The organism is Huaxiibacter chinensis (assembly GCF_022171985.1).
Lineage (GTDB): Bacteria > Pseudomonadota > Gammaproteobacteria > Enterobacterales > Enterobacteriaceae > Enterobacter > Enterobacter chinensis_A.
The window spans coordinates 178,910-199,052 of sequence record NZ_JAJVHF010000001.1 but is presented as its reverse complement, the minus strand read 5'-3'; the positions used below and the strand labels follow the sequence as shown (position 1 = coordinate 199,052).

The following is a 20,143-nucleotide window of genomic DNA, read 5'->3' as shown; positions in this document are numbered from 1 at the left end:
GGGCCGGGAAATTCCGGCCCGCGTTTCAAATATTGGCTTTTCGTGCTTTTAAATATCAAACAATGTTTTAAAAAATATATAAAACGCCTTTCTCCATTTTCTCTTCACAATCGTGTAGTAACGCGCTAATTCAATTAATTTGACACTTTTTGATAAATAAACTGACTAGGCAAAAGTGTGATCCAGATCTACACTATCAATACAGGCTGATATATGCCTCAGGTTGTTCAGTATTAATTTAGAAAGAGAAAGATAATTATGAAAAAAATCAAAACTGCAGCAGCAGCCATCGTGCTTTCCGCACTTTCATTTGGTGTCTTTGCTGCTGACACCGTGACCGCACCTGCCAGCGAAGCCAACAGCCGTATCGGTATCACCCACGCCTCTGACGTAGAAGCCGGCTCAAACATTGCACCCGGTTCTCAGTCAACCGGCCAGTCAATGAATGATGCGTTTGATGTGCATACCTTAGTCGCGGGCGAGTGGTCCTGATAATATCAGGAATATGCACGGCGAGTTTGAAAACCGGATAATGATGTACCGGTTTTTGCACTCATGAATAAGTCGTAAATTTATATCAGGATAATTCAGTATTTGTCTTTCACTTTTACAGTGGGACATACTTTTCTTTTCACGCCCCTGACAGACGTATTATAAGTCCATATAGGTACGTTAACGGGGTCGTCGCTATCCCCAAATCATGGCGGCCCATCGTAATAACAACAGTGCGCCACAGATGGCAATAAGCACGACCACCATTTTCCAGTGTTTTTGAGCAAAGCGCTTAGATGGCATAACCCGTTCCCTCATTGTATGAGCGTCGTAGTTTACCAAAAGCGGGTTTGCAGCGTAAGCCGAAGCGGGTCAGAACCAATGAAACTTGTCGGCCAGGATCAAAATCAATCCCGTTGCTGAAAGCAGATTTAACACAACGACAGTTCTGCTGGATACATTCATATTATACCCCTCTACTGTGTAAGGACCCTGTACAAGATTAGCTCAGCAAAATGGGAATGCGAGCGCCGGGCAGTGAATTTTTACACACTCATACCTACGCATGAGTCGCGCCAATCTGATCCGCACGGGGTGCATTTGCCCTTTTGTTAGTGTTACCATTGAGCGACTTGCCGTAAATCTCCATTAATCTGATTCTGGCGAGTCCCTGATGACGGGCCAATTTGACGATTGTTGGTCAGATGGTTTCATCATCTTTTTGTCAAAAACGATTATTTTCTTTGTATATGCTCTTATGTGTGGGGCATCACTGCAAATAAGGATATAAAATGCCTGTTATTACTCTTCCTGATGGCAGCCAACGCCATTACGACAACGCCGTAAGCCCAATGGATGTTGCCATGGACATTGGTCCTGGCCTTGCGAAAGCCACTATCGCGGGTCGCGTAAATGGCGAGCTGGTTGACGCATCTGACCTCATTGAAAACGATGCAAAGCTTTCCATCATTACCGCGAAAGATGAAGAAGGCCTTGAGATCATTCGTCACTCCTGCGCGCACCTGCTTGGTCATGCGATTAAGCAACTGTGGCCGCACACCAAAATGGCGATTGGCCCGGTCATCGACAACGGCTTCTATTATGACGTTGATCTCGACCACACGCTGACCCAGGAAGATATCGACGCGCTCGAAAAACGTATGCACGAGCTCGCCGAAACGAATTACGACGTCATCAAGAAAAAAGTCAGCTGGCACGAAGCGCGTGAAACCTTCGTGAAGCGTGGCGAGACCTATAAAGTGTCTATTCTTGATGAGAACATCGCGCATGATGACAAGCCTGGCTTGTATCATCACGAAGAATACGTCGACATGTGCCGTGGTCCGCACGTGCCGAACATGCGTTTCTGCCATCATTTCAAACTGATGAAAATCGCGGGCGCTTACTGGCGCGGCGACAGCAACAATAAGATGTTGCAGCGTATTTATGGTACCGCATGGGCAGATAAAAAAGCCCTGAGCGCCTATCTGGTTCGTCTGGAAGAGGCCGCGAAGCGTGACCACCGTAAAATCGGTAAACAGCTCGACCTGTATCATATGCAGGAAGAGGCGCCAGGCATGGTGTTCTGGCATAACGACGGCTGGACAATCTTCCGCGAACTGGAAACGTTTGTACGTTCCAAACTGAAAGAGTACCAGTATCAGGAAGTGAAAGGCCCGTTCATGATGGACCGTGTGCTGTGGGAAAAAACCGGCCACTGGGACAACTATAAAGATGCGATGTTCACGACCTCTTCAGAGAACCGTGAATACTGCATCAAACCGATGAACTGTCCGGGTCACGTTCAGATCTTTAACCAGGGTCTGAAATCCTACCGCGACCTGCCGCTGCGTATGGCGGAATTCGGTAGCTGTCATCGTAATGAACCGTCAGGTGCACTGCATGGCCTGATGCGCGTTCGTGGCTTTACACAGGATGATGCCCATATTTTCTGTACGGAAGAGCAGGTGCGTGAAGAAGTTAACGCCTGTATTCGTATGGTCTACGATATGTACAGCACGTTTGGCTTCGAGAAAATCGTGGTCAAGCTCTCAACGCGCCCGGAAAAACGTATCGGTAGCGATGAGACCTGGGATCGTGCTGAGGCGGACCTTGCAGTTGCACTGGAAGAAAACGGTATCCCATTTGAGTATCAGCTGGGTGAAGGTGCGTTCTACGGTCCGAAAATTGAATTTACATTGTATGACTGTCTCGATCGCGCATGGCAGTGCGGTACGGTACAGCTGGACTTCTCGCTCCCGGCACGTTTAAGCGCTTCTTATGTAGGCGAAGACAACGAGCGCCAGGTGCCGGTCATGATTCACCGTGCTATTCTGGGGTCGATTGAACGCTTCATCGGTATTTTAACCGAAGAGTTTGCGGGCTTCTTCCCAACATGGCTTGCACCTGTGCAGGTTGTGGTGATGAACATTACCGATTCTCAGGCCGATTACGTTAAAGAATTGACGCAGAAACTACAAAATGCGGGCATTCGCGTAAAAGCGGACTTGAGAAATGAGAAGATTGGCTTTAAAATCCGTGAGCACACATTACGTCGTGTCCCTTACATGTTGGTCTGCGGTGATAAAGAGGTGGAATCAGGCAAAGTTGCCGTTCGCACCCGCCGTGGTAAAGACTTGGGCAGCCTGGACGTAAATGAAGTGATTGAGAAGCTGCGACTAGAGATTCGCAGCCGCAGTCTTCAACAACTGGAGGTATAAGGTATTAAAGGCGGAAAACGAGTTCAAACGGCGCGCCCGAATCGTATCAACGGCGAAATTCGCGCGCAGGAAGTTCGCTTAACAGGTCTGGAAGGCGAGCAGCTAGGTATTGTGAGTCTGAGAGAAGCTCTGGAAAAAGCAGAAGAGTCCGGAGTAGACTTAGTCGAAATCAGCCCTAACGCCGAGCCGCCAGTTTGTCGTATCATGGATTACGGCAAATTCCTCTATGAAAAGAGCAAGTCTTCTAAGGAACAGAAGAAAAAGCAAAAAGTTATTCAGGTTAAGGAAATTAAATTCCGACCTGGTACCGACGATGGCGATTATCAGGTAAAACTCCGCAGCCTGATACGCTTTCTGGAAGAGGGTGATAAAGCTAAGATCACGCTGCGTTTCCGCGGTCGTGAGATGGCTCACCAGCAGATTGGTATGGAAGTGCTTAATCGCGTCCGTGACGATCTGAGTGAACTGGCAGTGGTCGAATCCTTCCCATCGAAGATCGAAGGCCGCCAGATGATCATGGTGCTCGCTCCTAAGAAGAAACAGTAAGGCCTTCAAGTAGCTATTCCTGTGGAGCCTTTGGGCTTCACAGGTTTAGTTCGCCTACGTTTCGTTTATTAACAATGCGAAGTGGAAGTTATTAAAATGCCAAAAATTAAGACCGTACGCGGTGCTGCTAAGCGCTTCAAAAAAACCGGTGGTGGTGGATTTAAGCGTAAGCACGCAAACCTGCGTCATATTCTGACCAAAAAATCTACTAAGCGTAAACGTCACCTGCGTCCAAAAGGCCTCGTGTCTAAAGGCGATCTGGGTCTGGTTATCGCGTGCCTGCCGTACGCATAAGCCGTTAACGTTTAATTCATTTTTTACTAAGAATATAGATACAGGAGAGCACATATGGCTCGCGTAAAACGTGGTGTAGTTGCCCGTGCACGTCACAAGAAAATTTTGAAACAAGCTAAAGGCTACTACGGTGCGCGTTCTCGCGTATACCGCGTTGCCTTCCAGGCTGTTATCAAAGCTGGTCAGTATGCTTACCGTGACCGTCGTCAACGTAAGCGTCAGTTCCGTCAACTGTGGATTGCGCGTATCAACGCAGCAGCACGTCAGAACGGTATTTCTTACAGCAAATTCATCAACGGCCTGAAAAAAGCCTCTGTTGAAATCGACCGTAAGATCCTGGCTGACATCGCAGTATTCGACAAATTAGCGTTTACCGCGCTTGTTGAAAAAGCGAAAGCAGCACTGGCATAAGCCAGTTGAAAGAGGGAGCATTGCTCCCTCTTTTGTTTTAATGCCGTCTAAAGATTGACTTTTTTCCGTTGAGCCTTTCCAATAAGCCTCTACGGTATTGACCACACAAGGTAACGCAAGCATGAATGCTGCTATTTTCCGCTTCTTCTTTTACTTTAGCACCTGAAATCAGGAGGCTAGCGCGTGAAAGATGAAACGAAAAACAGCGCCAGAAAGCCTCCTGATGGAGGCTTTTTTTGTTTCTACCGCTTATGAATATAGCCACATAACGAGGAAAACCATGTCACATCTTGCAGAGCTGGTTGCCAGTGCAACAGCCGCCATTAATCAGGCCTCAGATGTTGCCGCGTTAGATAACGTCCGCGTCGAATATCTGGGGAAGAAAGGGCATTTGACCCTTCAAATGACCACCCTGCGTGAGTTACCGGCAGAAGAGCGTCCGGCCGCGGGTGCCATCATTAACGAAGCCAAAGAGCAGGTCCAACAGGTTTTGAATGCGCGTAAAAACGAACTCGAAAGCGCAGCGTTAAATGCCCGTCTGGCACAGGAAACCATCGATGTTTCCCTGCCGGGCCGTCGTATTGAGAACGGGGGTCTGCATCCTGTTACCCGCACGATTGACCGTATTGAACAGTTCTTCGGTGAGCTTGGCTTTACCGTGGCAACAGGCCCTGAAATCGAAGATGACTATCACAACTTCGACGCGCTGAATATCCCGGGGCACCATCCGGCACGTGCCGATCACGACACCTTCTGGTTTGATGCAACGCGCCTGCTGCGTACCCAGACCTCAGGCGTGCAGATCCGCACCATGAAAGAACAGGAACCGCCTATCCGCATTATCGCGCCGGGCCGTGTTTATCGTAACGATTACGACCAGACCCACACGCCTATGTTCCACCAGATGGAAGGGCTGATCGTTGACAAGAACATCAGCTTTACCAACCTGAAAGGCACGCTGCATGACTTCCTGAATAACTTCTTTGAAGAAGATTTGCAGGTCCGTTTCCGTCCTTCCTACTTCCCGTTTACCGAGCCGTCTGCAGAAGTCGATGTGATGGGTAAAAACGGCAAATGGCTTGAAGTTCTGGGCTGCGGCATGGTGCATCCAAACGTCCTGCGCAATGTCGGAATCGATCCGGAAGTCTATTCTGGCTTTGCGTTCGGCATGGGTATGGAGCGTCTGACCATGCTGCGCTATGGTGTGACCGATTTGCGCGCGTTCTTCGAAAACGATCTGCGTTTCCTCAAACAGTTTAAATAAGGCAGGACAGAACAATGAAATTCAGTGAACTGTGGTTACGCGAATGGGTCAACACCACGCTCGATAGCGAAGCGCTGTCAAATCAAATCACCATGGCGGGTCTGGAAGTTGACGGCGTAGAGCCGGTTGCTGGCGCCTTTCATGGCGTGGTCGTAGGCGAAGTGGTGGAGTGCGGACAGCACCCTAACGCGGACAAACTGCGCGTGACCAAAATTAACGTCGGTGGTGAGCGCCTGCTCGACATCGTATGCGGTGCGCCAAACTGCCGTCAGGGTCTGAAAGTGGCCGTGGCCACCATCGGCGCAGTATTGCCCGGTGATTTTAAAATTAAAGCGGCGAAGCTGCGCGGTGAGCCTTCCGAGGGCATGCTGTGCTCGTTCTCTGAGCTGGGCATTTCCGACGATCATAACGGCATCATTGAGCTGCCGGCCGACGCGCCGATTGGTACCGATATCCGCGAATATCTGAAGCTGGATGACAATACCATCGAGATCAGCGTTACGCCAAACCGTGCCGACTGCCTGAGTCTGCTGGGCGTGGCCCGCGATGTGGCAGTGCTGAATCAGACCGAGCTGAATGCGCCTGAAATCGCGCCAGTGGCCGCCACCATCAATGACACCTTGCCTATCCAGGTTGACGCCGTAGATGCCTGCCCGCGCTACCTGGGTCGTGTGGTGAAAGGGATCAACGTAAAAGCCGCAACGCCACTGTGGATGAAAGAGAAACTGCGTCGCTGCGGCATTCGCTCCATTGATGCGGTCGTTGACGTCACCAACTATGTACTGCTCGAACTGGGCCAGCCTATGCATGCTTTCGATAAAGATCGTATCGAAGGCGGGATCGTGGTGCGTATGGCGAAAGAGGGTGAAACCCTGGTTCTGCTGGACGGTAGCGAAGCAAAACTTAACGCCGACACGCTGGTTATTGCTGACCACAACAAAGCGCTGGCAATGGGCGGTATCTTTGGCGGTGAACATTCGGGTGTAAACGATGATACCCAGAACGTCCTGCTGGAGTGCGCGTTCTTCAGCCCGCTTTCTATTACCGGCCGCGCACGTCGTCACGGTCTGCACACGGATGCCTCTCATCGCTATGAGCGTGGCGTTGATCCTGAGCTGCAGTACAAAGCCATGGAACGCGCGACGCGTCTGCTGATCGATATTTGTGGCGGTGAAGCCGGTCCGGTGATTGACGTCACAAATGAAGCCGCACTGCCGAAACGAGCTACCATTACGCTGCGCCGCAGTAAGTTGGATCGCCTGATCGGTCATCACATTGCTGATGCACAGGTAGGGGATATTCTGCGTCGTCTGGGCTGTGAAGTGACAGAGGGCCAGGACGAGTGGAAAGCGGTCGCGCCGGGCTGGCGTTTCGATATGGAAATCGAAGAAGATCTGGTGGAAGAGGTTGCCCGTATTTACGGCTACAACAATATTCCTGATGAGCCTGTGCAAGCGGGTCTGGTCATGGGTTCCCACCGCGAAGCCGATCTGTCTCTCAAGCGTGTCAAAACCATGCTGAATGACAAAGGGTATCAGGAAGTGATCACCTACAGCTTTGTTGATCCGAAGCTGCAGCAGCTGATCCATCCGGGCGAAGAGGCGCTGCTCCTGCCAAATCCTATCTCCAGCGAAATGTCCGCGATGCGACTTTCCCTGTGGACCGGTCTGCTTGGGACCATCGTTTACAATCAGAACCGTCAGCAGAACCGCGTGCGTATTTTTGAATCGGGTCTGCGCTTTGTACCGGATACGCAGGCAAATCTGGGTATCCGTCAGGATCTTATGCTGGCGGGCGCCATTTGTGGTAACCGTTACGAAGAGCACTGGGATCTGACCAAAAACAGCGTCGATTATTACGATCTGAAAGGCGATCTGGAATCTGTCCTCGAACTGACCGGTAAATTATCTGAAATTGAATTCCGTGCAGAAGCAATTCCGGCCCTGCATCCGGGCCAGTCTGCCGCGATTTATTTAGACGGTGACCGTGTTGGTTTCATTGGGGTTGTTCATCCGGAACTGGAACGTAAACTGGACCTGAACGGCCGTACGATGGTGTTTGAGCTGGAGTGGAACAAGGTCGCAGACCGCGTCATTCCTCAGGCTCAGGACGTTTCTCGCTTCCCGGCAAACCGTCGTGATATCGCGGTTGTCGTGGCCGAAAATGTGCCTGCTGCTGAGATTTTGGCCGAGTGTAAGAAAGTTGGCGTAAATCAGGTAGTTGGCGTAAACTTATTTGACGTGTACCGCGGCAAGGGCGTAGCAGAAGGTTCTAAGAGTCTTGCTATTAGCCTTATCCTTCAGGATACCAGCCGTACACTCGAAGAAGACGAGATTGCCGCTACTGTTGCCAGATGTGTAGAGGCATTAAAAGAGCGATTCCAGGCATCATTGAGGGATTGAACCTATGGCGCTTACTAAAGCTGAAATGTCAGAATATCTGTTTGATAAGCTTGGGCTTAGCAAACGGGATGCCAAAGAGCTGGTCGAGTTGTTTTTCGAAGAGATCCGTCGTGCTCTTGAAAACGGTGAGCAGGTAAAACTCTCCGGTTTCGGCAATTTTGATTTGCGAGACAAAAACCAACGTCCGGGTCGTAACCCGAAGACGGGGGAAGATATTCCCATTACAGCTCGCCGCGTGGTGACCTTCAGACCCGGACAGAAGTTAAAGAGCCGTGTCGAAAACGCAACGCCCAAAGCAGAGTAATAGAACTAACTAAAAAGGCCGCCGTTGCGGCCTTTTTTCTTTGCTCTTGTGAAATCCCACCGTAAAATCAAACACATTCTCCAGATGAATAGCTAACCCATGCGTGATTTCTCCCGTCAACAACATCGTTCTGACCTGCGCTGGATGTGGGTGCTTCTTTTATCTTTGCTGGCTGCGATGGCGGTGAGTCTGTGTGCGGGGGAGCAGTGGATTGGGCCTTCACGCTGGCTCAGCGACGAGGGCACCCTCTTTATCTGGCAGATTCGTCTTCCCCGCACGCTTGCCGTCGTGCTGGTAGGTGCCGCGCTGGCCCTCTGTGGGACGGTGATGCAGGCGCTGTTTGAAAATCCGCTGGCGGAGCCGGGCCTGCTGGGCGTCTCCAATGGCGCGGGGGTCGGTCTTATTGCAGCCGTCATGCTCGGGGGCGGGGCGCTGTCAGGCTGGAGCATCAGCCTCAGTGCGATTCTTGGGGCTCTGCTGGTCACCGTCATACTGCTGCGTTTCGCCCGACGCCATCTTTCTACCAGTCGCCTGTTACTGGCGGGCGTGGCGCTGGGGATCATTTGCAGCGCCGTGATGACCTGGGCGGTCTACTTTTCCACTTCATTCGATCTGCGTCAGCTGATGTACTGGATGATGGGAGGGTTTGGCGGGGTGGACTGGGGGCAGGGCTGGCTGATGATATTGCTGGTTCCGGTCATTGTCTGGACCTGTTTTCAGGCGTCACCGCTTAACATGCTCGCGTTGGGCGAGACCTCAGCCCGTCAGCTGGGTTTATCGCTCAGCCTATGGCGCAACGTGCTGGTCATCGCGACAGGCTGGATGGTGGGCATCAGCGTTGCGCTGGCAGGCGCCATTGGCTTTATTGGTCTTGTCATCCCGCACATGCTCCGATTATGCGGGATCACCGATCACCGCACTTTACTGCCTGCTTCGGCGGCGGCAGGCGCATCCACCTTACTGATTGCCGATATTGTTGCCCGACTGGCGCTCACCGCTGCTGAGCTGCCCATTGGCGTAGTGACGGCAACGTTAGGCGCGCCAGTCTTTATTTGGCTTCTTATTAAGTCGACCAGATGACGCTATCTACGGTTAACATGCCTGAAATAAAGAACTGGCTTACTCCCGGGCGCGAATGTAGGTGATTTTTTAATTTAAGAGTTTTCTGACGGAGCGGTAATCAACACACGCTAAATTAATATTTTGTATAAATGTATTTGTATTATTACCATAATGAGTAAACCTCCTGAATCCTAAGGCATTCTTACTCATTTATCCTGGCCATTTAGCCTGATTCCATTCTCATTTTTCTGCGGAAATGCACGGTCACTTTTGACTGTAAAAATGTCAAATAATAAATTAACGCTCGCGTCCCGTTTGACGCCTGCCAATTCCCCACTAGAATTAATTGTGCATTGTATTTAAGTTATATTTCTTATGAACTTATTTTAAACGTAATTAATTCGCGTAAATAAAAGTGAGGTTTTTGAATGAATATGAAAACGATTGACGATGTCTTTATTCACCTTCTTTCAGACACCTACAGCGCCGAAAAGCAATTAACGCGTGCGCTTAAAAAATTAGCGCGTGAAGCCTCCAGTGAGAAACTCAGTGCGGCTTTTGCTCAGCATCTGGAAGAAACCCAGGGGCAGATTGAGCGCCTGGATCAACTTGTTGAACGTGAATCTTCAGTGAAGATTAAGCGTATGAAATGTATCGCGATGGAAGGGTTGATCGAAGAAGCTAATGAAGTTATTGAAAGCACTGAGAAAAACACCATTCGTGACGCTGCATTAATCGCCGCAGCCCAGAAGGTTGAGCATTATGAAATTGCCAGTTACGGCACTCTGGTCACCCTTGCGGAACAGTTGGGTTTGAAACACGCGGTTAAGCTTTTATCCGCAACGCTTGAAGAAGAGAAAGCGACAGATATCAAACTCACCGATCTTGCGGTCAGTAATATTAATCCGAAAACGCAGGCTAAATAATATAACCTTAGGATGGAAAATATGAATCACGTAGAACATTATCATGACTGGCTACGCGATGCCCATGCAATGGAAAAGCAAGCCGAATCCATGCTTGAGTCAATGGTTAGTCGTATAGATCACTATCCGGACCTTCGTGCACGCATTGAACAACACGTTACAGAAACCAAGGGGCAAATTACGCTTCTTGAAGAAATACTCGACAGAAACAATATATCCCGATCGGTGATTAAAGATTCAGTGAGCAAAATGGCGGCCTTAGGACAATCCATGGGTGGCATGTTTGCTTCCGATGAAATTGTAAAAGGGTCAATTAGTGGTTATGTGTTCGAGCAATTCGAGATAGCGTGTTACACCTCTCTCGTCGCCGCCGCTAAAAAAGCGGGTGACACCGCCTCTGTCTCAACCCTTGAATCTATTCTGGCGCAGGAACAAGCCATGGCTGACTGGCTCATTCGCCATATCCCTGATACGACAGAACAATTTCTGTTGCGCTCGGATGAGCCAGGCATTGAAGCTAAAAAATAAAATAAGAGAGGCAGAGCATGTTTAAACACGTCAAACAACTTCAATATACAGTACGCGTTGCTGAGCCAAACCCAGGGTTAGCCAATCTTCTGCTTGAACAATTCGGGGGCCCGCAGGGAGAGCTGGCCGCAGCTTGCCGTTACTTCACGCAAGGGCTCGGGGATGATGATCCTGGCCGCAAGGATATGCTGCTGGATATCGCCACGGAAGAGCTGAGCCACCTGGAAATTATCGGCACCCTGGTCGGGATGCTGAATAAAGGGGCGAAAGGCGAATTAGCCGAAGGCACGGAAAATGAAGCAGAGCTTTATCGTTCCATGACGGCCAACGGCAATGACAGCCATATTACCTCTTTGCTGTACGGCGGCGGCCCGGCGCTGACTAACTCTGCGGGTGTTCCCTGGACCGCAGCCTACATTGACACCATCGGTGAGCCGACCGCAGATTTGCGCTCCAATATTGCCGCGGAAGCGCGCGCAAAAATCATCTACGAGCGGTTGATTAACGTGACCGACGATCCGGGCGTAAAAGATGCGCTGGCATTTTTGATGACCCGTGAAGCCGCCCACCAGATGTCATTTGAAAAGGCCTTGCAGTCTATCCGTAATAACTTCCCACCGGGTAAACTGCCCCCGGTCGAGGAGTACACCAACAAGTACTACAACATGTCGCAAGGCGGCGAAGTTCGCGGCAGCTGGAACAGTGATAAACACTTCGAGTATGTCGAGGATCCACAGCCCGCCGTTGATGGCGGCGATGGCCTCGCCGATGTGAAGCTGAGTTCGACGCAAAAAACGCTTCTTAAGGCGATGGCTAAGAGAACGGAGTCTGACCCAGCCACTGACTCCTTAACCGGTGCCGAACTGGGCATGGGTAAGAAAAAAGTGTAATCCTTAACCGGAGTGCCCTGAAAGGGCACTCCGGACATTTATCTTCGCAGGGCTTTGTTCTTCCTCTCTCTTTAACTTCTTCTCTTGATGATCGATCACCATCCAACGTAATCGCCCTCGGGCCTGAACGCGGTTTTTTGCATCCGGGCGCGGTCTCTGACCGCATCATGACCTGGCACGAAGAACCCGCTGATTTTATGATAAATTATCGTTTTTCAGGATAGCTGGTCATTTATCGCGTTATCTGGCTACTATTAAAGGCCGGACGTAAAGATCCGCTCAACTGAACGACACACTAAGGGGAAGCTATGCAGGACGATATTCTGAATACCGAAGTCACCACGATTGAGGGTGAAAAGACCACGCTCGAAAACTACAAAGGCAACGTGCTGCTGGTGGTGAATGTGGCTTCCAAATGTGGTCTGACGCCGCAATATGAGCAGCTGGAGAACATTCATAAAGCCTGGGAGAAAGACGGCTTTACCGTGCTGGGCTTCCCGTGCAATCAGTTCCTTGGACAGGAGCCGGGCTCAGAGGAGGAGATCAAAACCTTCTGCAGCACCACCTATGGCGTCACTTTCCCTCTGTTTAGCAAAATCGACGTCAACGGGGAAAACCGTCATCCGCTTTATGCCAAACTGGTGGCGGCCGCGCCGACCGCCGTCGCGCCTGAAGCCAGCGGATTCTACGAACGTATGGCCAGTAAAGGTCGCGCGCCCCTCTATCCGGACGACATTCTGTGGAATTTCGAAAAATTCCTGATTGGTCGTGACGGGCAGGTCGTTCAGCGCTTTTCACCCGATATGACACCAGAAGATCCTATTCTGATGGAGTCTATCAAACTGGCGCTGGCAAAGTCCTGACATGCTAATGCAGCTGACGGATGTGGCTGAACCTGGCCGGCTGGAACCGATCAATGCGGCGATCGCCGCCGGGGAGATCGTCCATCTCGTCGGCCCTAACGGTGCCGGCAAAAGCACGCTTCTGGCACGCATGGCCGGGCTGACGTCGGGGCAGGGCGATATCGTTCTGCACGGTAAATCGCTGCGTGAGTGGGCGCCTGCGACGCTGGCGCATCGCCGTAGCTACCTGGTACAGCAGCAAACGCCGCCATTTGCGATGCCGGTCTGGCATTATCTGAAGCTGCATCAGCACGCGAGCGTCGGGGCCACGTCGTTTAGCCCTGTCGTCTCGGCGCTCGGTCTGGAAGACAAACTGGCCCGCAGTGCAAACCAGCTTTCTGGCGGGGAGTGGCAGCGTGTCAGGCTGGCGGCGGTTATCCTGCAAATTCATCCTGACGATAATCCAGACGGCTGTCTGCTGCTGCTGGACGAACCGATGACCGGTCTGGATGTTGCCCAGCAGGCCGCGCTGGACAAACAGCTTCATGCGCTCTGCCGGGCGGGCATGACGATTGTGATGAGCAGCCATGACCTCAACCATAGCCTGCGTCACGCGCATAAAGTCTGGCTACTGGCAGGGGGAAAACTTCTGGCAAGCGGCCCGCGCGATGCCGTTTTAACGCCGCCACATCTTTCTCGTGCTTACGGCATGCCGTTCCGGCGGCTGGATATTGAAGGCCACAGAATGCTGATTTCAACGGCTCAGGAATAACCGTTTCTTGCAACGTAGCGTAATCACAGGCTAAATTACAGAAAGGACACAAAACGCAGAGGATTCGTCTGAAAATGCGATTCTGGTTTTTACTGGCAAGCGTGCTTATTCTTGCAGGATGCAGTAGCCATCGGGCACCCCCGCCAAATCCACGCTTATCGGATTCGATCACGGTGATCGCAAGCCTGAACGATCAACTTTCAACCTGGCGCGGCGCACCTTATCGCTATGGTGGGATGAGTCGTCGCGGCGTCGACTGCTCGGGTTTTGTGCTGCTCACGTTTCGCGATAAGTTTGATCTAAAACTGCCGCGTGATACCCGCAATCAGGCGGAAATCGGCACGGAAATCGACAAAGACGATCTCCTGCCCGGCGATCTGGTTTTCTTTAAAACAGGCTCCGGTGAAAGCGGGCTGCACGTCGGCATTTACGACACCGATAATCAGTTTATACATGCCTCTACCAGCCGCGGCGTGATACGTTCTTCACTTGATAATGTCTACTGGCGGAAGAATTTCTGGCAGGCCCGCCGTATTTAGCTGTGTACATTTGTGCTTTTGCTAACTGCCTGGCGCGATCGTTCTGACCTTCGCGCCGGGTTTCAGAATCAGACTAAAGTTAAATCTGTTTCATATTAATTATCATTAAACCCGCGTTGTGCTAAAACTGGCTATTATCTGACATCCAGGATAAAATTATTTTAGATTGAAGGAAAAATCTGAAAATTAAAAAGGAAAGAATGAAATTAATCTTATTAGAATCAATAAAGTTGAATTCTTTCAGCAATAACTCCAGGATGATTGTTTCCATCTTCCATGCGGACCGGGCGCGATGATTGTCACCCTGAATACTTCATACAAGTCTGATCTTTTATTACTCCCTGCGCGAAACAGTGCAGGTGAACTTAAGGGTCTGGAAATTACAGCACACTTCGTTGAGGTTGGCTCTGACGTGCGCATTCCGACGGGGCTGATTGTCCCGTATCTTTCCCCTGATGACGAACTGGCTTTGTTTCAGGAAAAGTTATGCCTGCTCGAAACCTGTAAACTATTTTTTATTCAGCACAATCTTAATGCCTGGGTAAATATTACCCCGTCCATTGTTGATTTTCTTTTAACTGACAGGAATGCGTTTTCGATATTTGAACGATTTCCATTTCTTGAGTTAGCGGTTAATGAGACGTATCCCGGGTTAAATAATGGTAAAGACGATCCCATGCTCGCAAGAATGGCCATCCATTTTCCCCTGATGCTGGCTGATTTTGGCGCTGGTGCGATCACCACTAAACCGATTTTTGATGGCTTATTCGGGCGCATCATGCTGGACAGAAGTTTCGTGCAGCAGCGTGCGGGTAGCCTGTCCTTCGACCCCTTTATGCGGGCCATTCTTTCGCAAATCTCGCCCTATTGCCAGGCGGTGATGGTTGCAGGTGTTGATGACCACGCGGTACTGCAGCACGTCCTGCCGTTTAATTTCAGCGCCATGCAGGGAAGCCTGTGGCCAGCGGTCGCAGCGGAGCAGGTCACCACCCTGGTTCAGGGATAACCCTGCTTATCTCCCGTGTTTAACCGCCCATAAACCCTCTACACTTAAGACAGGAGGACCTATGACCCTGTCTTTTACTGCTCGTTGGCATGACCAATTACCTGGCTTTTACACCGCCCTGAAACCGACTCCGTTAAAGAATGCCCGACTAATCTGGCATAACGAGGGCCTGGCGAATGAACTGGGCGTTCCATCTTCTTTATTTCAGCCTGCCGAAGGGGCAGGTGTCTGGGGGGGCGAAACGCTGCTCCCGGGAATGCAGCCGCTCGCGCAGGTTTACAGCGGACATCAGTTTGGCGTCTGGGCGGGCCAGCTGGGCGATGGCCGGGGGATCTTACTGGGTGAACAACAGCTCCCCGATGGCCGCTCGTTCGACTGGCACCTGAAAGGGGCAGGGCTGACGCCTTATTCACGTATGGGGGATGGGCGTGCCGTGCTGCGCTCGACGCTCCGCGAAGCACTGGCGTCAGAGGCCATGCATGCGCTGGGGGGTCCGACGACCCGCGCCTTATCCATCGTAACCAGCGATACGCAGGTCGCGCGTGAAACCTATGAACAAGGTGCCATGCTGATGCGCATCGCACAAAGCCACGTGCGTTTCGGTCACTTTGAACATTTCTACTATCGACGAGAGCCGGAAAAGGTCCGCCAGCTGGCAGACTATGTGATTGAGCATCACTGGCCCCAGTTTAACAGTGAAGCGGATAAATACGTTTTGTGGTTCCGCGATGTCGTGGCCCGTACCGCGTCACTGATGGCCTGCTGGCAAACGGTAGGATTTGCGCATGGCGTAATGAATACGGATAACATGTCGATCCTCGGCCTGACTTTTGACTATGGTCCTTACGGTTTCCTTGATGACTATCAGCCGGGCTATATCTGTAACCATTCCGATTATCAGGGGCGCTACAGCTTCGAAAATCAGCCGTCTGTCGGGCTGTGGAATTTACAGCGTCTGGCGCAGTCGCTCTCGCCGTTTATCGACGTCGAGGCTTTGAATGACGCGCTGGATCATTATCAGGAGGTACTGCTCCAGCAGTTCGGCACGCTGATGCGGCGCAAGCTCGGGATGGTCACCCAGGAAAAAGGGGATAATGAAATTCTGAACGGGCTCTTCTCGCTGATGGCGCGGGAAGGCAGCGACTATACGCGTACGTTCCGTCTGCTGGGGCAGACTGAACAGCAGAGCGCAGCGTCACCGTTACGCGACGAATTCATCGACAGAGCCGCGTTCGACAGCTGGTTCGCGACCTATCGTGAACGCCTGCAGCAGGAAAATATCGACGATGCCGCGCGTCAGCAGCAGATGAATGCCGTCAATCCCGCCATGGTGTTACGCAACTGGCTGGCGCAGCGCGCGATTGAACAGGCGGAGAAAGGCGATTATGCCGAACTGCACCGGTTGCATCAGGCGCTCTGCACGCCGTTTGCGGACAGGGAGGATGACTATGTCAGCCGCCCACCGGACTGGGGTAAACGGCTGGAAGTGAGTTGCTCAAGCTAGGGGGCGAGAAAGACCTGAGGCGTGGCGCCTGAGGGATGCTGACCGATCTGGACCTCGGCGCCGTACCAGCGCGCCAGGTCATTAGCCTGCAAAACCTCGACCGGCGCGCCACGTGAGACGATATTGCCCTGGTGAAGCAGGATAATTCTGTCGGCCCATAGTGCGGCGAGGTTAAGATCGTGCAGCACAACGCAGACATGTAGATGCCCTTTTGCGGTGAGTGATTTCAGCAGGCGCAGCAGATGCTGCTGGTGGAAGAGATCCAAGGCCGACGTGGGTTCATCCAGAAATAACCAGCCGCGTGGGGCATCATTTTGCCACAGCTGCGCCAGCGCACGGGCCAGTTGAACACGCTGCTGTTCGCCGCCGGACAAGGCGGCATAACGGCGTCCGGCTAATGGCAGGCAGCCTGTTACCGACATGACCTGATGCACGGTCGCCGACTCTGCAGATCCGCTCCAGGGCGCCCGGCCCATTCCGATAACCGCCTCGACCGGCCAGTCAAACCCCAGCTGCGTGTTCTGGCGCATCACCGCGCGATGACGCGAAAGCGTCTGCGTCGGCCACTGTTCAAGTGATTTTCCGCCGAGGGCGCAGCGCCCCGACGTGGGGCGCAAATAACCGGTCAGCAGGCGCAGCAGCGTCGATTTACCCGCCCCGTTTGGGCCAATTAACGCCACCAGTTCACCCGGTGAAAGGGTGAGCGATACGTCCTGAATAATCGTTCTGTCTGCGATGCGATAGCTCAGCGCGTCGGCGATGAGACGTTCAGCCATGTTGTCCTTCCCGATGAAAAATAAGCCACAGGAACCACGGTGCGCCAAACAGGCTGGTCAGCAAACCGACCGGCATTTCTGCCGGGGCCACCAGCGTGCGCGCAGCGGTATCCGCCACCAGCAACAGCAGCGCACCTGCCAGGACAGAGCCGGGAACAACTGCCCGATGATCCGATCCCAGCCACATCCGCATCAGATGTGGCACCACCAGCCCGATAAAACCAATCACGCCGCTCACCGCCACCGCTGCGGCAACAAGCAGGGCGCTACACACCAGCAGGATGCGCTGAACATTTTTCACGTCCACGCCCAGGTAGTGCGCCTCCTCTTCGCCGAGCTGGAGCAGATTCAGGGTTGCGGCCATGCGCCAGATAATCAGCACCGTCGGGATCATTATTGAGGTAACCGCCAGCAGCGTCGACCACTGTGCCTGACCCAGGCTGCCCATCCCCCATAAGGAGAGCTGCCGCAGCTGCGCGTCATTGCTTATCCAGGAGAGAACGCCCGTGGCCGCGCCGCACAGCGCATTGATTGCAATGCCCACCAGCAACAGACGCGACAGCGAACTGGTGCGCTGTTGGCTGATGACAAAAATCACGCCCGTCGCCGCCAGCGCGCCCAGGAATGCCGCCAGCATTGGGGCATACAGCACGATCAATGGCGGTAACGAAAGGGGGAGCACAACCCAGAGGGCAACCGCGCAGGCGGCACCGCTGCTGATACCCAACAATCCCGGATCGGCAAGCGGATTACGAAACAGCCCCTGCATCACGCAGCCGGCCAGCGCCAGCGACCCACCGATAACCAATGCCAGTAATACCCGGGGCAGGCGTATGGTCAGCCAGATCTGGCGAAGCGCGTCGTTTTCCTGCCGCCAGAGCAGATCCACCGGCAGACGCAACGCGCCAAAACCGGTGGCGATTAGCGTCATGATGGCCAGCAGTATCCCCAGCAACCATAACGAGCAGGCGATCCGTCGGGACATCAGGGAATGTGCTCCGCTGCGGCCCGAAGCTGCAGAATCGCCTGCGGAGTGCGGACGCTGAATCCGAGCAGCGCCATGTCGTCAATCAGCAGCACCTGTTTGTTTCGACCCGCGGGCGTTTGCGCAAGGCCAGGCAATCGCCACAGCGTCGCTTCTCCGCCCATCGACTCCACGCCCTCTTTGGATATCACCACCAAATCCGGCTGGCTGGCGATCACCCCCTCCTGGGAAAGCGGTTGATAGCGAGAGAATCCCTGCATTGCGTTTCGCAACCCGGCCGCGGCGATCGCGTTGTCCGCCGCGGTATGTTGTCCGGCAGCCATGGCGTTCATCCCGCCATGGCTGAGGATAAACAGCACCCGCTTATCAAGAGGGGAGGAGGGCAAGGCGGCAATCTGGGCGCGCACCTTGTTTCGCAAGGCTTCCCCCTGCTCAATACGGTGCGTGGCCTCGGCTACCACGCGGATTTTTTCGTCAATGGCGGCGAGGTCGGTTTTGCCCGGCACGGTGACCACCCGAACGTGACTCTGCTCAACCTGTTTTAACGCCAGAGAAGGTTGCGCCTGAGCGCTTGCCAGCACCAGCGTGGGACGCATCGCCAGGATCCCTTCCGCGTTCAGCTGACGCAAATAGCCGACATCGGGCAGCGCGTTAACTGCCGCAGGCCACTGGCTGGTGCTGTCCCGGGCTACCAGCGTATCCTCGGCTTTCAGCGCATAGACGATTTCCGTCACGTCTCCGCCAAGCACCACCATGCTTTCCTGGGGCGCGGCAGACGCCAGCAGAGGAAGCGCCGTTATCAGAGCAAGCACGCTCTTCATGCGGCGATCTCTTTCGCCGTCAACGCGTCAATCTGGCTGCGCCATTGCGCCTGCTCAGGCTCTCCCTCGCTACGCTGGCCGTAAAGCTGGGCAATCTGCGTTCCATCGGCGGCAAAAAGCTCCAGACTGGTGACGTGACCATCCGCCGTGGGCTTGCGGGTCACCCAGCTCTCCGCAATCGCCTCTTCCAGAAGATGCAGCGTAAACGTCGGGTTGAAGATATTCAGCCAGCCTTTCATGGGCACCCATTGTTCCACGGTGCCTGTGAATATCTGTACACAGCCGCGGTTGCCGATAAAGATCATGATCTCGTTGCGATCCTGGCTCGCGCGGGTCAGCAGCTGCGCCAGCGCATGGTTGTCCACTTTGCAGGCCAGATCGTCACCGACCAGGCGGAAGGCTTCCTGCCGGCTCAAATTGTGCCGTTTCAATAGACTAAAGAACTGATGAACGTCGGTCATCGCACGCCATTCCGCATCCACTTTTGAGGCATCCGCGTCCTGGGAAAGCGCGGGTTGTTCTGCGGCCTTCAGCATCACAGGCGGGTTCCCGGCGATAATAAAGCGTGACAGCACATCGCCCCAGGCGGCAATGTCGGTGTTCTCGGTGGCGTAAACCTTGAGTACGGCCTCGCCCTGATGGTCAAAAAACTGAATGCTCTGCCGCTCGCCACGCGCCGTCGCTTCGCAGAGATGGAACGCGCTTGCCCACTGATTCAGGAACAGACGCAGATCCAGCGCCCGCGGGTTCAGCACCAGCCCGGCGTGTCCACTGAGATGTTGGTGGGTAAACGCCCCGAGCTGTTCATGCACGGCGTATTCATTGCGGCAAATAGATTTGGTTTCACCGACGTTTTCCAGCGCAGCAAGGATGTCACGTATCTCACCCTGCAGACGCCAGGCGTCGTGACCCACGCGGGCATAAGCCAGCTCCGCTTCAGTGATCGTCATTAAACGGGCGATGTCGCGGGCGTATTTCCCGGGATTTTCTTCTTTTAGCGTAAGCCATCGTGTGTAGTGATTCATTCTCTTTTCCTGTCGAATTCATGCGCCCCGGCGA

General features: G+C 53.0%; 24 protein-coding genes and 1 other annotated feature. Of the genes, 18 read left to right on the top strand and 6 right to left on the bottom strand.

What is annotated here, in order from left to right:
- Positions 1-258: 258 nt before the first annotated feature.
- Positions 259-492: a YdgH/BhsA/McbA family protein gene (locus LZP96_RS01010; RefSeq protein ID WP_064325810.1), complete on the top strand. Its 234-nt coding sequence runs from the start codon at positions 259-261 to the stop codon at positions 490-492.
- A 195-nt stretch (positions 493-687) separates the two neighbouring features.
- On the opposite strand, the gene yniD is transcribed toward LZP96_RS01010, so the two are convergent.
- Both yniD and yncL read right to left on the bottom strand, forming a co-directional pair.
- Positions 688-795, bottom strand: a complete 108-nt coding sequence (gene yniD, locus LZP96_RS01005) for a small membrane protein YniD (RefSeq protein WP_087892589.1) — start codon at positions 793-795, stop codon at positions 688-690.
- A 69-nt stretch (positions 796-864) separates the two neighbouring features.
- Positions 865-957, bottom strand: a complete 93-nt coding sequence (gene yncL / locus LZP96_RS01000) for a stress response membrane protein YncL (RefSeq protein WP_071892367.1) — start codon at positions 955-957, stop codon at positions 865-867.
- A gap of 326 nt (positions 958-1,283) precedes the next feature.
- On the opposite strand from yncL, the gene thrS reads away from it, so the two are divergent.
- The 17 genes from thrS (at position 1,284) to selO (ending at position 16,502) form a co-directional block, all read left to right on the top strand.
- Entirely contained in the window at positions 1,284-3,212 is a 1,929-nt protein-coding gene (gene thrS / locus LZP96_RS00995; protein ID WP_064325811.1) for a threonine--tRNA ligase, read from the top strand.
- A 3-nt stretch (positions 3,213-3,215) separates the two neighbouring features.
- Positions 3,216-3,758 carry a translation initiation factor IF-3 gene (gene infC, locus LZP96_RS00990; protein WP_064325812.1) on the top strand — a complete coding sequence of 181 codons (543 nt, stop codon included), beginning with the start codon at positions 3,216-3,218 and terminating at the stop codon, positions 3,756-3,758.
- A gap of 96 nt (positions 3,759-3,854) precedes the next feature.
- A complete protein-coding gene (gene rpmI, locus LZP96_RS00985; protein WP_003030583.1) occupies positions 3,855-4,052 on the top strand; it encodes a 50S ribosomal protein L35 in 198 nt (65 codons plus the stop codon).
- Positions 4,053-4,106: 54 nt separating this feature from the next.
- Positions 4,107-4,463 (top strand): 50S ribosomal protein L20, encoded by a 357-nt coding sequence (rplT, locus tag LZP96_RS00980; RefSeq protein ID WP_012017122.1) that lies wholly within the window; start codon positions 4,107-4,109, stop codon positions 4,461-4,463.
- 116 nt (positions 4,464-4,579) lie between these two features.
- Positions 4,580-4,703, top strand: a sequence feature (Phe leader region).
- Positions 4,585-4,629, top strand: a complete 45-nt coding sequence (gene pheM, locus LZP96_RS00975) for a pheST operon leader peptide PheM (RefSeq protein WP_001386830.1) — start codon at positions 4,585-4,587, stop codon at positions 4,627-4,629. (Overlaps the previous feature by 45 nt.)
- A 40-nt stretch (positions 4,704-4,743) precedes the next feature.
- Positions 4,744-5,727, top strand: coding sequence for a phenylalanine--tRNA ligase subunit alpha (gene pheS, locus LZP96_RS00970; protein WP_064325813.1), 984 nt, complete (start codon positions 4,744-4,746; stop codon positions 5,725-5,727).
- A gap of 14 nt (positions 5,728-5,741) precedes the next feature.
- Positions 5,742-8,129, top strand: a complete 2,388-nt coding sequence (gene pheT, locus LZP96_RS00965) for a phenylalanine--tRNA ligase subunit beta (RefSeq protein WP_064325814.1) — start codon at positions 5,742-5,744, stop codon at positions 8,127-8,129.
- 4 nt (positions 8,130-8,133) lie between these two features.
- Positions 8,134-8,433: an integration host factor subunit alpha gene (gene ihfA / locus LZP96_RS00960; protein WP_003857805.1), complete on the top strand. Its 300-nt coding sequence runs from the start codon at positions 8,134-8,136 to the stop codon at positions 8,431-8,433.
- Between the two features lie 99 nt (positions 8,434-8,532).
- Positions 8,533-9,513: a vitamin B12 ABC transporter permease BtuC gene (gene btuC, locus LZP96_RS00955; protein WP_064325815.1), complete on the top strand. Its 981-nt coding sequence runs from the start codon at positions 8,533-8,535 to the stop codon at positions 9,511-9,513.
- Positions 9,514-9,923: 410 nt separating this feature from the next.
- Entirely contained in the window at positions 9,924-10,421 is a 498-nt protein-coding gene (locus tag LZP96_RS00950) for a YciE/YciF ferroxidase family protein (protein WP_064325816.1), read from the top strand.
- A gap of 21 nt (positions 10,422-10,442) precedes the next feature.
- Complete coding sequence (locus tag LZP96_RS00945; protein ID WP_064325817.1) at positions 10,443-10,949, top strand: ferritin-like domain-containing protein; 507 nt, start codon at positions 10,443-10,445, stop codon at positions 10,947-10,949.
- Positions 10,950-10,966: 17 nt separating this feature from the next.
- The gene (locus LZP96_RS00940) at positions 10,967-11,839 is read left to right on the top strand and encodes a manganese catalase family protein (RefSeq protein ID WP_064325818.1); all 873 of its coding nucleotides are present in this window, start codon (positions 10,967-10,969) and stop codon (positions 11,837-11,839) included.
- Positions 11,840-12,147: 308 nt separating this feature from the next.
- The gene (locus LZP96_RS00935) at positions 12,148-12,702 is read left to right on the top strand and encodes a glutathione peroxidase (protein WP_064325819.1); all 555 of its coding nucleotides are present in this window, start codon (positions 12,148-12,150) and stop codon (positions 12,700-12,702) included.
- Position 12,703: 1 nt separating this feature from the next.
- Positions 12,704-13,453 carry a vitamin B12 ABC transporter ATP-binding protein BtuD gene (gene btuD, locus LZP96_RS00930; protein ID WP_087892591.1) on the top strand — a complete coding sequence of 250 codons (750 nt, stop codon included), beginning with the start codon at positions 12,704-12,706 and terminating at the stop codon, positions 13,451-13,453.
- 74 nt (positions 13,454-13,527) lie between these two features.
- Positions 13,528-13,992 carry a C40 family peptidase gene (locus LZP96_RS00925; protein ID WP_064325820.1) on the top strand — a complete coding sequence of 155 codons (465 nt, stop codon included), beginning with the start codon at positions 13,528-13,530 and terminating at the stop codon, positions 13,990-13,992.
- Positions 13,993-14,284: 292 nt separating this feature from the next.
- Entirely contained in the window at positions 14,285-14,998 is a 714-nt protein-coding gene (locus LZP96_RS00920) for an EAL domain-containing protein (RefSeq protein WP_258925652.1), read from the top strand.
- Positions 14,999-15,059: 61 nt separating this feature from the next.
- On the top strand, positions 15,060-16,502 hold the full coding sequence (selO, locus tag LZP96_RS00915; protein ID WP_064325822.1) for a protein adenylyltransferase SelO: 1,443 nt from the start codon (positions 15,060-15,062) through the stop codon (positions 16,500-16,502).
- Here the strand turns inward: selO and LZP96_RS00910 are convergent.
- Genes LZP96_RS00910 through LZP96_RS00895 form a run of 4 tightly spaced genes read right to left on the bottom strand, consistent with a single transcriptional unit; the run spans position 16,499 to position 20,109 of the window.
- Positions 16,499-17,278 carry a heme ABC transporter ATP-binding protein gene (locus LZP96_RS00910; protein ID WP_064325823.1) on the bottom strand — a complete coding sequence of 260 codons (780 nt, stop codon included), beginning with the start codon at positions 17,276-17,278 and terminating at the stop codon, positions 16,499-16,501. The genes selO and LZP96_RS00910 overlap by 4 nt on opposite strands.
- On the bottom strand, positions 17,271-18,263 hold the full coding sequence (locus tag LZP96_RS00905) for a FecCD family ABC transporter permease (RefSeq protein ID WP_064325824.1): 993 nt from the start codon (positions 18,261-18,263) through the stop codon (positions 17,271-17,273). Before LZP96_RS00905 ends, LZP96_RS00910 begins: the two co-directional genes overlap by 8 nt.
- Complete coding sequence (locus LZP96_RS00900; protein WP_064325825.1) at positions 18,263-19,084, bottom strand: heme/hemin ABC transporter substrate-binding protein; 822 nt, start codon at positions 19,082-19,084, stop codon at positions 18,263-18,265. The genes LZP96_RS00905 and LZP96_RS00900 overlap by 1 nt, the downstream gene beginning before the upstream one ends.
- Positions 19,081-20,109, bottom strand: coding sequence for a hemin-degrading factor (locus tag LZP96_RS00895; RefSeq protein WP_064325826.1), 1,029 nt, complete (start codon positions 20,107-20,109; stop codon positions 19,081-19,083). The genes LZP96_RS00900 and LZP96_RS00895 overlap by 4 nt, the downstream gene beginning before the upstream one ends.
- Positions 20,110-20,143 lie beyond the last annotated feature (34 nt).

Excerpts from the sequence above, each read along its gene's own strand:
- LZP96_RS01010 (WP_064325810.1), top strand. The coding sequence starts at position 259 with ATGAAAAAAATCAAAACTGCAGCAGCAGCCATCGTGCTTTCCGCACTT.
- yniD (WP_087892589.1), bottom strand. The coding sequence starts at position 795 with ATGCCATCTAAGCGCTTTGCTCAAAAACACTGGAAAATGGTGGTCGTG.
- yncL (WP_071892367.1), bottom strand. The coding sequence starts at position 957 with ATGAATGTATCCAGCAGAACTGTCGTTGTGTTAAATCTGCTTTCAGCA.
- thrS (WP_064325811.1), top strand. The coding sequence starts at position 1,284 with ATGCCTGTTATTACTCTTCCTGATGGCAGCCAACGCCATTACGACAAC.
- rpmI (WP_003030583.1), top strand. The coding sequence starts at position 3,855 with ATGCCAAAAATTAAGACCGTACGCGGTGCTGCTAAGCGCTTCAAAAAA.
- rplT (WP_012017122.1), top strand. The coding sequence starts at position 4,107 with ATGGCTCGCGTAAAACGTGGTGTAGTTGCCCGTGCACGTCACAAGAAA.
- pheS (WP_064325813.1), top strand. The coding sequence starts at position 4,744 with ATGTCACATCTTGCAGAGCTGGTTGCCAGTGCAACAGCCGCCATTAAT.
- pheT (WP_064325814.1), top strand. The coding sequence starts at position 5,742 with ATGAAATTCAGTGAACTGTGGTTACGCGAATGGGTCAACACCACGCTC.
- ihfA (WP_003857805.1), top strand. The coding sequence starts at position 8,134 with ATGGCGCTTACTAAAGCTGAAATGTCAGAATATCTGTTTGATAAGCTT.
- btuC (WP_064325815.1), top strand. The coding sequence starts at position 8,533 with ATGCGTGATTTCTCCCGTCAACAACATCGTTCTGACCTGCGCTGGATG.
- LZP96_RS00950 (WP_064325816.1), top strand. The coding sequence starts at position 9,924 with ATGAATATGAAAACGATTGACGATGTCTTTATTCACCTTCTTTCAGAC.
- LZP96_RS00945 (WP_064325817.1), top strand. The coding sequence starts at position 10,443 with ATGAATCACGTAGAACATTATCATGACTGGCTACGCGATGCCCATGCA.
- LZP96_RS00940 (WP_064325818.1), top strand. The coding sequence starts at position 10,967 with ATGTTTAAACACGTCAAACAACTTCAATATACAGTACGCGTTGCTGAG.
- LZP96_RS00935 (WP_064325819.1), top strand. The coding sequence starts at position 12,148 with ATGCAGGACGATATTCTGAATACCGAAGTCACCACGATTGAGGGTGAA.
- btuD (WP_087892591.1), top strand. The coding sequence starts at position 12,704 with ATGCTAATGCAGCTGACGGATGTGGCTGAACCTGGCCGGCTGGAACCG.
- LZP96_RS00925 (WP_064325820.1), top strand. The coding sequence starts at position 13,528 with ATGCGATTCTGGTTTTTACTGGCAAGCGTGCTTATTCTTGCAGGATGC.
- LZP96_RS00920 (WP_258925652.1), top strand. The coding sequence starts at position 14,285 with ATGATTGTCACCCTGAATACTTCATACAAGTCTGATCTTTTATTACTC.
- selO (WP_064325822.1), top strand. The coding sequence starts at position 15,060 with ATGACCCTGTCTTTTACTGCTCGTTGGCATGACCAATTACCTGGCTTT.
- LZP96_RS00910 (WP_064325823.1), bottom strand. The coding sequence starts at position 17,278 with ATGGCTGAACGTCTCATCGCCGACGCGCTGAGCTATCGCATCGCAGAC.
- LZP96_RS00905 (WP_064325824.1), bottom strand. The coding sequence starts at position 18,263 with ATGTCCCGACGGATCGCCTGCTCGTTATGGTTGCTGGGGATACTGCTG.
- LZP96_RS00900 (WP_064325825.1), bottom strand. The coding sequence starts at position 19,084 with ATGAAGAGCGTGCTTGCTCTGATAACGGCGCTTCCTCTGCTGGCGTCT.
- LZP96_RS00895 (WP_064325826.1), bottom strand. The coding sequence starts at position 20,109 with ATGAATCACTACACACGATGGCTTACGCTAAAAGAAGAAAATCCCGGG.